A 12,519-nucleotide genomic window follows, 5' to 3' on the forward strand; every position below is an offset into this window, starting at 1 on the left:
TTTAAGTTAGAAAAATCCATCACAAACAAAAACGCCATGGAAACTTAATCTGAAGTGACCATGGCGTTTTTATGTCTTCAAGTCAGGATTATAAGCGTTGATGTAAACGCTGATATAAACCTTGTTGAGCCAGTAACTCACGATGAGTTCCTTGTTCAACGACCTTACCCTGTTCCATTAAACAAATACTATCCATGCGATCAAGGCCGACTAAGCGGTGAGTGACAAACACAACCGTCTTACCTTGTGAATGCTGTTCCAGTAATTGCATGATTTGATGTTCAGTTTGTTTATCTAGACCTTCAGTTGGTTCATCTAGCAATAAAATTGGTGCATTGTGCAAAATAGCACGAGCGATACCAACGCGACGTTTTTCACCACCAGACAATTGACGACCACCATCGCCTAGCCAAGTGTCTAATCCTAAACCTTCATTTAAATGTTCAAGACCGACTTGTTTTAAAATGCTCAGTAGCTCTTCATCATTCGCTGTAGGCTTAGCTAAATGTAAGTTGTCTTTTAATGTGCCATTTAATATATCAACTCGTTGGCTCACCACTGAAATGGATTCGCGCAAGCCTTTTTCTGTCCACTGGGTAATGGGACTATTGCCGATATGCAGTTCTCCAGAAGTAATATCAAATTGACGAGTAAGTAACTGAAGTAACGTTGATTTACCCGAACCAGTTTGACCCACAATGGCCATTTTTTGCCCCGATTTTAACGATAGTGATACACCATCTAACGCAAAATTTTCACTCTCATAGTATTTAAACTTCACATCGTTTAGTGCCAGGCTGTATTCTTGGGCATGTTCTGTGCCGGATTCAGGGAAAACAATGTCAGGCGTTGCATGTAAAATTTCATTTAATCGTCTGGCTGATTCAAGTGTTTGCCCTAAGTATTGAAATGCACCAGCAATTGGCATTAATAGCTCAAAACTTGCCATGGTTGCAAAAGCCATAAGAGCGACCATTGGGCCTGGTGGTTGACCATTCACACCATCGGCTGCCATCCAAATGATCAGAACTAAGCTCCAACCATTAGCAAGAAGAAGTAGGGCACTTGCAAGACCAGTATAATGCGCGTTTTTGAATTGGTTTTTTACTAAGTTATCCTGATGTTCACTAATGGCTTGTCTATATTTAGGTTCTGCACCAAATAGAATTAATTCACTGTGCCCTTGAACCCAATCCAGCGTGGCAATTCGTAATTTTGCTTTATTTTGCGTGAGAGTTTCACCATTTTGCTTGCCTAACTTGTAGAAAATAATCGGCCAAAGCAAAAGCAAGGTTAGTAAAATCGCGCCAAGGGTTAAGCCTATGGTGAGATCAAACCATGCAAGAAGAAACGTTAACGATACGATACCAAAGATGCCCACAATAATTGGGCTCACTAAACGTAAATACACATGATCCATGGCATCTACGTCGGCCACTAATCGGTTGAGTAAATCCGCATCACGCAGTTTAGACAGACGACCAGGGATCAACGGCGTTAACTTCTTAAAGAAGAAAATCCGTAAATCTGCCAACAATTTGAATGTGGCGTCGTGGCTAACAACACGCTCACCCCAACGCCCGGCAGTTCTTGCCATGGCGAAACCACGAACCCCACCACCTGGCAGCATATAGTTAAAGGTTTCACGAGCAATGGTTAAACCGGCAACAGAGGCCGCCGCAATAAACCAACCAGATAATGTTAATAAGCCAATCGATGCGACTAAGGTCGCAAAAGCTAAGAGCATCCCGAGAGATAAACTAAACCAGTGCTTTCTATATAACTTGAGATAAGGTGCTAACTCACGCATCTAAATTCCCCTTATTCTCGCTATCGATTTCTACTTTTGCTGATAGCATTTGAGCAAATAATCCGACTTCTTTAATTTCATTATAATGACCAGATTGAACAATTTGACCTGATTGCATAACAAGAATATTTTTTACCGTTTTTAAGTGGTCGAGCTGGTGAGTAACCATCAAGGTTGTTTTACCCACAGTGTTGTTATTCAGTGCGGTAGCGACGAGGTGCTCACTGTGAGCATCAAGACTAGCCGTTGGTTCATCCAATAACCAAAACTGGCCGTTTTGTAACATGGCGCGAGCTAAAGCAATGCGTTGGGCTTGTCCAACCGATAGGCCGCCAGATCGATCACTCACGTGATAATCCAAACCATGAGTTTCAATGAATTCATCAGCAAAGGCATCTTTTAATGCTTTAGTTACTTCTTGTTCTGATATGTTTTGCTGACCTAATGTGACGTTCTCATAAATAGTGCCATTGACTAAAAGTGGATTTTGACCGACCCAGCTAATGTTTTGTCTCCAACTTTTTAAATCAAGGTCTTTCACTTCAATGCCATTGATCTTTAACGATCCTTGATAAGGAAGAAAGCCAAGAATTGCGTTAATTAAGCTGGTTTTACCTGCACCACTTGGTCCAACTAAGGCGGTGGTTTGGCTGGTGTTCATTGAGAATGAAATAGGCCCTACGAGCTTTATTTTTTGAGAATCTTTGTTTTTCTCAGAGCTATACACTTCTAAATTTTCAGCCGTAATGGTGATGGATTCAGGGTTTGGAAGTGGGGTGCTGCCCGATTTTGCTGCCTCTACATCGGCTTCTAAAAATTCCACCAAACTTTCTGCTGCACCTAAGGCCTGAGCTTTAGCATGGTAGTAAGTCCCTAGATCACGTAATGGCTGATAAAACTCAGGGGCTAGAATTAAGATAAATAACCCAGTGAATAAGGTGATACCCGCACCATAATAGCCAAAGTTCAATTCACCAATGTAGCTAAAGCCAAAATAGACGGCGGTAATAGCGATAGAGATTGAAGTGAAAAACTCTAAAACCGCAGAGGATAAAAACGCGATGCGTAATACATCCATAGTGCTTTTGCGTAACACTTCAGATGCGCCACGCAATAATTCTGTTTCAGATTCTGCACGGTGAAATAAACGGATGGTAGTCATCGATTGTAGGCGGTCGTAGAAATGCCCAGATAATCGTTGCAGTGCTTTAAAGTTCTTTTTATTGGCATCCGCGGCTTTCATGCCAACTAACGCCATAAACATCGGTACAAGTGGCGCGGTGATTAAGAAGATTAAGCCAGCAGCCCAGTTGAATGGAAAAACAACCACCAGAATGATAAAGGGAATGAATACCGCCAGTGACATTTGAGGTAAGTAACGAGAGAAGAAATCTTGCATTTCTTCCACTTGTTCCAGTAAAAGTGTTGCCCATGTTCCGGCTGGTTTCCCTTTAATATAAGCCGGGCCTAAGTCTCGTAATTTATCTAATATTTGTTGGCGAATATAAATGCGAACATACTCACCGCAACGATAACCTGCAATTTCACGTCCCCACGTACAAACCGCTCGCCCAACAATCATTAGCGCTAATCCAATAAAAGAAGGCACTAATTGATGTTTATCGGTTTGTTCTATGATGATGTTATGCAAAATAGAGGCGAGAAAACCAGCTTGACCGAGTAAAAATACGGTCGAAAGTACGCCTAAGCCGATGGTCGTGAATAGCCAAAATTTAGCCAATTTACCTTGTTGTTTTAGCCACTTATTTAGATGGCTTCTGTGCTGTTTATCCATGTAAGACTGATTCCCAACTGGATTTTAAAAAGAGACAGGGCTGCATCGACGTTGCAAGTTGCACTGAACATCATAGATGCGAGATGACAATAAAATAAGGCTGAACAACGTGATGATTTAGCTGTAGGACAGGGATAAATTCAATTCGTTCAGCTTTATTTTCAATTAGTTAATCACCATAAAAGAGGGGGGATTACCCTCTTCTTATTGGTATTTATTAATCGTTTAGGCTATCTAGGTAACGTTCTGCGTCTAATGCAGCCATACAGCCCGTTCCTGCTGAAGTGATTGCTTGGCGGTAATTATGATCCATGACATCACCCGCAGCAAAGATACCTTCAATACTGGTTTGAGTAGCATTACCGTCAAGGCCTGATTTCACAATGATGTAGTCATCTTTCATTTCAAGTTGACCTTGGAAAATTGCCGTGTTTGGTTGATGACCAATAGCAATAAAAGCACCCATTACATCGATTTGTTCAACATTATCAGATTGAGTATCTTTAATACGAACGCCGGTTACGCCCATTTCATCACCAACCACTTCTTCTAAAGTACGATCAGTATGAAGGACGATGTTGCCGTTTTGTACTTTGTCCATTAAACGGTTGATCAAAATTTTCTCAGCGCGGAAAGTATCGCGACGGTGAATTAAATGTACTTCAGATGCGATGTTTGATAGGTAGAGCGCTTCTTCAACCGCTGTATTACCGCCACCCACAACCGCCACTTTTTGATTACGGTAAAAGAAACCATCACAGGTTGCACAAGCCGATACTCCGCGGCCTTTAAATGCTTCTTCTGAATCAAGACCTAAGTATTTTGCTGAAGCACCTGTTGAAATAATTAACGCATCGCAAGTGTATTCACTTGAGTCACCTTTTAATCGGAATGGGCGTTGACTGAAATCGACTTCATTAATATGGTCAAAAATCATTTCTGTTTCAAAACGTTCTGCATGCTCTTTCATGCGATCCATTAGTGCCGGACCAGTTAAGCCTTCAGCATCACCCGGCCAGTTTTCGACTTCAGTCGTTGTGGTTAGCTGACCACCTTGCTGCATACCCGTTACTAACACTGGTTTCAGGTTTGCACGAGCTGCATAAACGGCTGCGGTGTAACCAGCAGGACCAGAACCAAGAATAAGTAATTTACAATGCTTAACGTTGCTCATGAAAGCTCCAAATTTGAATACGATGAAAGGTGAAAACGTGTGTTCGGATTGTAGGGAAAATGACGCCTTAAAGAAAGTAATAGATGTGAATTCGTTGTTTTTTACGTTAGAAAATAATGGAAAGCGCGTACAGGGTATTTTCTTTAGTGGAAAAGTTTGGTTTAAGCTGATTTCCTGCGTTTACCATGGTGTTTTAAACTGCCTTCGGTTTGAATTGTTGGAGTTATTATCTTTATATTTGTATTTTATCAAATATATCGCTTATAAATTTGAATGAGTGGCAGGATCTTCTAATCTTAATGTGTTACCGACTTTAAGGACAACTATTATGGAACACCTAGTGCTTGATCGAGTTGAACAAGACTTACAGCTTTTTCGCATCGAACCGGAGTTGCTGAAAGCCATGCTACCCAGTTTTGAGTCTCTTCCTAGAACCAATCACGCCGATGGGCATTACAGATTGAGACGCTATTCAGTCGTGCATTTAATGAATGGAAAAATTGTACCCAGTGATAAGCATGAATTTATGCAAACCAGTGATATTAATCATTTTCAAGGGGATGTGGTTCGCCGTTTTGAATCTATCGAAAATGAAGTACTACAAAGTCAGGGCTTATTAACGTTGTGTCAATTATTTACGCAAGCGAATGATTTACCCAATGGGCAAGAGATAGAGATACACCAAATGAGGGTGGTTAGTGTGTTGGATGAAACGCCCGTTGCACCTGAAGGGGTTCACCAAGATGGCTTTGATCACATCGCTTTAATTGGCGTGGCGAGGCACAATATCGTGGGAGGAGAAGTCATGCTTTACAATGATAGCCATCAAGCACCATTTTTTAGGAAAGTGTTAGAAGATGGTGAAATTGCGATTCTTGATGACCATCACTTTTGGCACAACGCTCAACCGATACGGGCGATAGAACACGATAAAAATGGTTATATGGACATTATGGTTTTCACTGCGAAGGAAGGGCGAAATGTTCAGAACTGATTTTCCAATTAATGCAGTTCGCCAGACTTTTCCCGCACTGCAACAAACGCATAACGATAAACCTGTGGTTTTTCTAGATGGGCCAGGAGGCTCTCAAATTCCTGACGTTGTATTACAAAGCATGTTGGCTTATTTGAGTCATTATAATGCCAATCTAGGTGGGGCATTTTTCTCAAGTCAAATAACTACGAATACCATGAACGAAGCCCGTTATTATGGAGCAAGCTTGATAAATGCTGAGCAGCCAGAGAATATTGTTTTTGGCGCTAACATGACGAGCTTGACGTTCCATATGAGCCGAACCATTGCGAGAAGGTGGCAATCAGGAGATGAAATTATCGTCACCAATCTCGATCATTACGCGAATGTATCGAGTTGGCAGCAGGCTGCACAAGATAAAGGTGTTTTGGTGCATCAAATTGATGTTTGCCTACCTGAATGCGATTTAGATTACGAACATTTGGCTAGTGTCGTCAATGAAAAGACCAAACTGATTGCCGTTACTATGGCATCCAATACTACTGGAACCATTGTTGATATAAAGCGAGTAGTGGCATTGGCAAAATCGGTAGGAGCGATGGTGTATGTGGATGCAGTTCATTACGCGCCACATTACCTGATTGATGTTCAAGATCTAGGGTGTGATTTTTTGGTGTGTTCTGCGTATAAGTTTTTTGGGCCTCATATTGGTTTAATGTACATTGCGCCCAAATGGTTAAAAGCACTTAATCCATACAAGGTAGAGCCTGCAACTGATATTGGGCCGGGGCGCTATGAAACTGGAACACAAAGCTTTGAAGCATTGGCTGGTTTGATTGCTTGTGTTGAACACCTTGGGTCACTTGGAGATAAAAAACAGCCATTAAGGCAACGCTTAGAGCGCAGTTATGAGCAATATCAGCGTTATGAGCATCAATTGACGGAATATTTTCTAGAAAAGCTGCAACGATTTCCTCAGGTGAGGTTGTATGGGCATTCTAATTTACAATCTGGGCGAACACCGACCTTCGCATTAAAAGTTTCTGGGAAAAACGCTTTAGAAATCGCTCAAACGCTCGCGACAAACAATATTTGTGTTTGGAGTGGGCACTTCTATGCCAAAGGTTTGGTTGAACAACTTAGGTGTGAAAACGAGGGCGGTTTACTGCGGGTTGGTTTGATGCATTACAATACGGTAGATGAGATTGATGCCTTCTTTGAGCATTTTGAACAATGTTTGAATTCTGCATCTTGAAGTCACTTGTCTATAGATATATTGAAGACAGATTTCATTTTTAAAAGTGAACGGTTTAAAGTGAATGGTTCAAAAGAGAACCATTCAAAATACAGTTCTTTAAAGAGGGTTATTCAAAAGTAACTTCGTACGAGGTAAATTTACGGATATTGATCACGCCAGTATCCAGAATCAGGTATTGACCTTTTATCCCTTTTAATACACCAGAAACCACTGGATTTTTGTCAAAATTATGCGAGGTAATTTTCACTGGATGTTCATTGACCGGGTATACAATAGGGGTAATATCACCGTCCAAAATTTGTACTGAATCTGGGCCATACTGTTGACGAACTGATTCAATCGTAGGTTCAATGAGCGGTAAAAGTTCAGCAAACTTTTCTTCTAATGCAATAGGGCTGCCATCTTCTTTTAGCAAGGTTCGCCAATTGGTTTTATCTGCAATATGTTTGGCTAACTCGACTTCGATAAGCCCAGAGATATGTCGGGTTTTTACTTTGAAGATCGGTAAGCCTTGAGTCGCGCCTTGATCAATCCATCTCGTTGGGATCTGGGTGTGGCGGGTAATTCCGACTTTCAAGCTTGAAGTATTCGATAAGTAGACATAATGATCCACCATGCAGTTGGCTTCGCCCCATTCGGGTTCACGGCATGTGCCTGCTTCATAATGGCAGGTTTCAGGTTTCATAATACACATATCGCAACTAGCCAGTTTTCTCATACAGACAAAGCAATGGCCTTGTGAATAGCTTTTTTTGGTTTTTTTTCCGCAAGAAGAACAAAAGATATTACCAGTATGAGTTAAGGTAATACTTTGTCCAATATATTGGTTTAATTCAACTAACTGTTCACCAATAGGGATGGAATATTGAACTTGGTGATGGGGATCTAGGCTTGAATGTAATTTTGAAAGAATTCCAGTGACGGTAAATGACATGCTTATACTCTATTATTGATTTATGTGCAGTGTATCTAAATTATAGTGATTTTGGTATATGCGGACAGAGTTTATGATACTAGTTATATATTTTTTGTTAGGATTCAGTGAGTATATTCGTGCTATTAATTGTAAATAAAATTATACAAGAAGTGTAAACGTAATGAGCAGTCGATGTTTGTGTATTCTACTTGAATAGCCTGGCATGACTTACTTTTAGTATGGTTTTATAATATGATCGATTCACTGAGAACCTGAATATCAAAATCTATATTAGTAAATACCGAACACTTAAAAGGCAAAAATGTTAAAATTTAAATTAAATCGTAATAAATCCATTGTTATTATTATAGTTATTAATATTATATTGTTTGGTTTATATACGGCATTTGGCCATAATAAAGAGTTGGTTATTTCACCTGATTATTATTCGTATTCAGCAAATAGCGATCAAGTTATTGGAGGTAAGAGTACAGCTAAATTAAAACTCTTAGATGAATCAGCCTTAATGGATTGTGAATTAAAGAAAAGTGATTATTTGTGGCCGTATTGTGAGATGACAATAAAGCTAAGTGATGACATCTCTAAAGGTTTAGATCTATCTGGTTATCGCTCTGTGTACCTTGATATCGACTATAAAGGCCCTAAAACGGGAACACATAGAGTTCGAGTCAATATTCGAAATTATGAACCCAATGTTTTTGATCCTAAAGATGATAATACGTTGAAATACAATGGGGTAGAATATCAAACAGGCTATGGGGAAGGAGGCCGTGACGTAAGTTATAACAAATTCCAAGTGTTAACTTGGTGGATATTTGATTATCACGTTGGGCTGGATGATTCAGGGGTGAACTTTGATAATGTCCCTATGATTCAGATTGCTACCGATTCAGGTTCAACACTTGGGAAGCATGAGATCCGAGTTAATCATATTGTCTTTAAAGGCGATTATATTAAACCAGTTTGGTTTGCGGCTATTCTTCTTTCTATTTGGATATGTTCTGCGATTGTGTATTTAGTCTTGCAAGTGATTGCTTACAGAAAGCGCGTAAATAAGATGGAAAAGCACACTCAGCATCTTGATGAACTCAATGTTACTTTGGCGAATAAATATAGCCAAGCCGCTCAAATGGCATTAAAAGATGAGCTAACAGGTATTAGTAATCGGCACGCTATCCGTGAGTGGTTGGATGCGACTGCAAGAAAAGTACGTTGGGAGCTTTCAAGTTTATCGATTATTTACATGGATATTGACCACTTCAAGACAGTCAATGATCATTTTGGTCACCAAATTGGCGATCAAGTACTTTGTGAGTTTGCTAAAGTGGTGAGTTCTCAATTGAGAGATGGTGATCACTTTGTGCGCTGGGGTGGAGAAGAGTTTGTCATCTTTTGTCCTGAAGTAACATTAGATGTTGCAACGAGTATTGCTGAGAGAGTTAGGGCAACGGTTGCAGCTCATCAATGGCAAGAGGTTGGTAAAATAACATGCAGTCTAGGTGTGGCCGAAATGAAGCCCACAGAACGTATTGCAGAATTTATTGCAAGAGCCGATGAAGCATTATACACCGCTAAAAACAATGGGCGAAATCGTGTAGAAGTGTCTATGAGATTAGATTGATTTCTTGCTATGCTCGATTCATTCTGTTCCCGATGCTTTGTTTTGGCTTATGTTCGAGATTGCGTTTGTATCTATATTCATACTTGATTCTATATCCGTTTCCATAATGGGATTAATCGGACCTAAAAATTTAGGTTGAGCGTTTAATACATAAAGGTCTAAAAAGGCTTTAGTACGAGCAAACACTTCCCTCAAGCGTATTTGGAAACCAGAATCATCTTCCGGTCCAGGAACGGCTAAACACTGGGCGCTAATATGGTGATACTGAGCAATGTATAATGCACGCTCACAGTGGAAATCTTGTGTGATAATCAGGAAGTTATCAGCAAGAAATATTTCTCGTGCACGAATAATGGAATCTAAGGTCCGAAATCCTGCATAATCTAAGTTAATCGAGTCTTCTTTCACACCTGCTTTTAGCAAATCACGTTTCATTGTCCACGGTTCATTGTAAGAACGGTGTGCATTATCACCACTTAATAAAAACGATTTTATTTTACCTCGTTTATGTAGCTCTATTGCGGCGTCAATGCGGTGAGAATAATAAGTGTTAAGCGTTCGGCCAATGTACTTGCTGGTCCCTAATACCATTGCGACCTCGTATTGAGGAACATCGTCGATATTATGGTAGATGGAACTTTGTGTTTTCCAGCTGATTATCCTGTCAATAAAGAAGATAGTAAGCAAACACAATAGTCCCATGATCACTAAAGAGGCCAAACCTCTGGTCAGCCACTTGATCACTTGGTGTTTTCTTTTGTGTGTTACTGCTATCACTTCCATGACTGCCTAGAAACCTTGTGTGTAAGAAAGTTCAGATAAGAAAGAATAGAAGGTTCTTTCTGAAATGAACAATGGTGGTGATATGGTCTTAGTATTGATGCCTTATCCATTGGATCCACCATGAATGCCTACTTGAGTGAAATTTGATGATACCAGTCAACCTGATGGGTTAAAAATAAAAAAGCCCACTTTAATCGAAAAATTAAAATGGGCTAACTTTCTGTTGTCATTACTGTGTGTTTTATGAACTAGAAGGCCGTACGCTTATAACGACGGTACTCTGGCTGCCAAAAACCATTATCAATTGCCGCTTCAATCGCTTCATCGGTAATGGACAATGCCACACCCTGTTCAATCGCTTTTTTAGCAACCGCAAAGGCGATTTTTTTCGATACTAAGTGAATCTCTTCTAAGGGGGGTAATAGTGCGCCCGTTCCTTTTTGATCAAGAGGTGAGCACGTTGCCAATGCACGGCTTGATTCCATAAGCATTTCATCGGTCACTCGAGAGGCACATACAGCAAGCACACCTAAACCAATGCCAGGGAAAATGTAGCTGTTGTTACACTGGGCGATTGGGTAATCTTTGCCTTCGTATTTTACCGGAGCAAATGGGCTACCTGTCGCGATCAGTGCTTGGCCTTTGGTCCATTGGAAAATATCTTGAGGGGTTCCTTCCACACGGCTCGTTGGATTCGAGAGTGGGAAAATAATAGGGCGGTCACAATGTGCATGCATGGTTTCAATGACTTCTTGGCTAAATAAACCAGGAACACCAGAAACTCCAATTAGAACGGTAGGTTTGGCATTACGCATTACATCTAATAATGAGAAGCCTTGCTCATCACCTTCCCAATCGGAAATATTTTTATGTTGTTGAACAAGTTTTTGTTGGAAGTCGAGAAGATTTTTCATACCTTCTTGTAATAAACCCCAACGGTCGACCATATAAACCTGAGAACGCGCTTTCTCTTCGCTTAAACCTTCCGATACCATTTGAGCGATAATAGCTTCTGCAATACCACAACCTGCAGAGCCTGCACCCACAAACGTAATTCGTTGAGCTGATAACTTACTGCCTGCAGCATGACAAGCCGCAATAAGCGAACCAACAGTAACGGCAGCAGTACCTTGAATATCATCATTGAAACAACAGACTTTGTCTTTGTAGCGTTCCAATAATGGCATGGCATTTTTTTGAGCAAAATCTTCAAACTGGATCAAGGCATCAGGCCAGCGACGTTTGATCGCTTGCATGAAATCATCAACAAATTTGTCATATTCAGAGCCAGTAATACGAGGGTGACGCCAGCCCATGTACATTGGATCGGCAAGACGTTGAGGGTTATTAGTACCAACATCTAATACAATTGGAAGAGTATAAGCTGGGCTAATGCCGCCACAAGCAGTGTATAGCGATAGCTTACCAATAGGGATCCCCATACCGCCGATACCTTGGTCGCCTAAACCAAGAATACGTTCGCCATCAGTGACCACGATAACTTTTACATTTTGGCTGGTGGCATTGTTGACTAGATCATCAATGCGATCTCGATTTGGGTAAGAGATAAACAACCCGCGACCACGGCGATAGATGTTAGAGAAGTTTTCACATGCAGCGCCTACGGTTGGCGTATAAATGATAGGCATCATTTCAGTAATGTGATTTTGAACTAATCGATAGAAAAGGGTTTCGTTGGTGTCTTGAATATTACGAAGATAAATATGCTTATCCATGTCACTGTCAAACGCTTGATATTGCAGGTAAGCACGCTCTACTTGCTCTTCAATCGTTTCTGTTGCTTCTGGTAGCAAGCCTTCTAAGTTGAATTCTTTGCGTTCTTCAAAAGTAAAGCCACTGCCTTTATTAAGTAGCGGGGTAGCCATTAAAACAGGGCCTGCATAAGTGATGTATAGGGGACGTTTATCGTTATTCATTATTTGGCTCTTCTCCGGCAAGCGAGATTGTGTTTATTGATAACTAGGACTGAGTATAGGTCTATCATAAAATCATGCTTAACATTGTAAACAATTTTTCTTTGATGTTTGGCTTTGGCGCACATAAAAATGCTTTTTATTAATTCGAGATTAATGTTGAAAATTATTAATTCATTTAAAAACAATAGGTTAAAATTAATTTATGCTTTTTAGATTAATGTAATACGATAT

Annotated in this window: 9 protein-coding genes; 3 read left to right on the forward strand and 6 right to left on the reverse strand. The window is 40.3% G+C overall.

Annotated elements, in window-relative coordinates; genetic code table 11:
* Positions 1–88 precede the first annotated feature (88 nt).
* The 3 genes from cydC to trxB all read right to left on the reverse strand — a co-directional run bounded on the left by cydC (position 89) and on the right by trxB (position 4,779).
* Entirely contained in the window at positions 89–1,810 is a 1,722-nt protein-coding gene (cydC, locus tag A1QC_RS07045; RefSeq protein ID WP_017024123.1) for a heme ABC transporter ATP-binding protein/permease CydC, read from the reverse strand.
* The gene (gene cydD / locus A1QC_RS07050; RefSeq protein ID WP_017024124.1) at positions 1,803–3,605 is read right to left on the reverse strand and encodes a heme ABC transporter permease/ATP-binding protein CydD; all 1,803 of its coding nucleotides are present in this window, start codon (positions 3,603–3,605) and stop codon (positions 1,803–1,805) included. The genes cydC and cydD overlap by 8 nt, the downstream gene beginning before the upstream one ends.
* Before the next feature lie 217 nt (positions 3,606–3,822).
* Positions 3,823–4,779: a thioredoxin-disulfide reductase gene (trxB, locus tag A1QC_RS07055; protein WP_017024125.1), complete on the reverse strand. Its 957-nt coding sequence runs from the start codon at positions 4,777–4,779 to the stop codon at positions 3,823–3,825.
* A 328-nt stretch (positions 4,780–5,107) separates the two neighbouring features.
* Between trxB and A1QC_RS07065 the strand changes: the two genes are divergently transcribed.
* On the forward strand, positions 5,108–5,773 hold the full coding sequence (locus A1QC_RS07065; protein WP_017024127.1) for a 2OG-Fe dioxygenase family protein: 666 nt from the start codon (positions 5,108–5,110) through the stop codon (positions 5,771–5,773).
* Complete coding sequence (locus A1QC_RS07070) at positions 5,760–7,007, forward strand: cysteine desulfurase-like protein (protein WP_017024128.1); 1,248 nt, start codon at positions 5,760–5,762, stop codon at positions 7,005–7,007. The genes A1QC_RS07065 and A1QC_RS07070 overlap by 14 nt, the downstream gene beginning before the upstream one ends.
* 109 nt (positions 7,008–7,116) lie before the next feature.
* Here A1QC_RS07070 and A1QC_RS07075 read toward each other — a convergent pair whose 3' ends face one another.
* Positions 7,117–7,944 carry a DUF2797 domain-containing protein gene (locus A1QC_RS07075; RefSeq protein ID WP_017024129.1) on the reverse strand — a complete coding sequence of 276 codons (828 nt, stop codon included), beginning with the start codon at positions 7,942–7,944 and terminating at the stop codon, positions 7,117–7,119.
* 304 nt (positions 7,945–8,248) lie between these two features.
* Here A1QC_RS07075 and A1QC_RS07080 point away from each other — a divergent pair, with 304 nt between their 5' ends.
* A complete protein-coding gene (locus A1QC_RS07080) occupies positions 8,249–9,568 on the forward strand; it encodes a GGDEF domain-containing protein (RefSeq protein WP_017024130.1) in 1,320 nt (439 codons plus the stop codon).
* Between the two features lie 18 nt (positions 9,569–9,586).
* On the opposite strand, the gene A1QC_RS07085 is transcribed toward A1QC_RS07080, so the two are convergent.
* Both A1QC_RS07085 and A1QC_RS07090 read right to left on the reverse strand, forming a co-directional pair.
* Positions 9,587–10,351 carry a SanA/YdcF family protein gene (locus A1QC_RS07085; RefSeq protein WP_017024131.1) on the reverse strand — a complete coding sequence of 255 codons (765 nt, stop codon included), beginning with the start codon at positions 10,349–10,351 and terminating at the stop codon, positions 9,587–9,589.
* 248 nt (positions 10,352–10,599) lie between these two features.
* Complete coding sequence (locus tag A1QC_RS07090; protein WP_017024132.1) at positions 10,600–12,288, reverse strand: NAD-dependent malic enzyme; 1,689 nt, start codon at positions 12,286–12,288, stop codon at positions 10,600–10,602.
* Positions 12,289–12,519 lie beyond the last annotated feature (231 nt).

It is taken from the genome of Vibrio rumoiensis 1S-45 (assembly GCF_000286955.2).
GTDB lineage: Bacteria > Pseudomonadota > Gammaproteobacteria > Enterobacterales > Vibrionaceae > Vibrio > Vibrio rumoiensis_A.

What these genes read in the sequence shown, in the direction of transcription:
- A1QC_RS07065 (WP_017024127.1), top strand. Translation starts at nt 5,108, where the DNA reads ATGGAACACCTAGTGCTTGATCGAGTTGAACAAGACTTACAGCTTTTT.
- cydC (WP_017024123.1), bottom strand. Translation starts at nt 1,810, where the DNA reads ATGCGTGAGTTAGCACCTTATCTCAAGTTATATAGAAAGCACTGGTTT.
- A1QC_RS07080 (WP_017024130.1), top strand. Translation starts at nt 8,249, where the DNA reads ATGTTAAAATTTAAATTAAATCGTAATAAATCCATTGTTATTATTATA.
- trxB (WP_017024125.1), bottom strand. Translation starts at nt 4,779, where the DNA reads ATGAGCAACGTTAAGCATTGTAAATTACTTATTCTTGGTTCTGGTCCT.
- A1QC_RS07070 (WP_017024128.1), top strand. Translation starts at nt 5,760, where the DNA reads ATGTTCAGAACTGATTTTCCAATTAATGCAGTTCGCCAGACTTTTCCC.
- A1QC_RS07090 (WP_017024132.1), bottom strand. Translation starts at nt 12,288, where the DNA reads ATGAATAACGATAAACGTCCCCTATACATCACTTATGCAGGCCCTGTT.
- A1QC_RS07075 (WP_017024129.1), bottom strand. Translation starts at nt 7,944, where the DNA reads ATGTCATTTACCGTCACTGGAATTCTTTCAAAATTACATTCAAGCCTA.
- cydD (WP_017024124.1), bottom strand. Translation starts at nt 3,605, where the DNA reads ATGGATAAACAGCACAGAAGCCATCTAAATAAGTGGCTAAAACAACAA.
- A1QC_RS07085 (WP_017024131.1), bottom strand. Translation starts at nt 10,351, where the DNA reads ATGGAAGTGATAGCAGTAACACACAAAAGAAAACACCAAGTGATCAAG.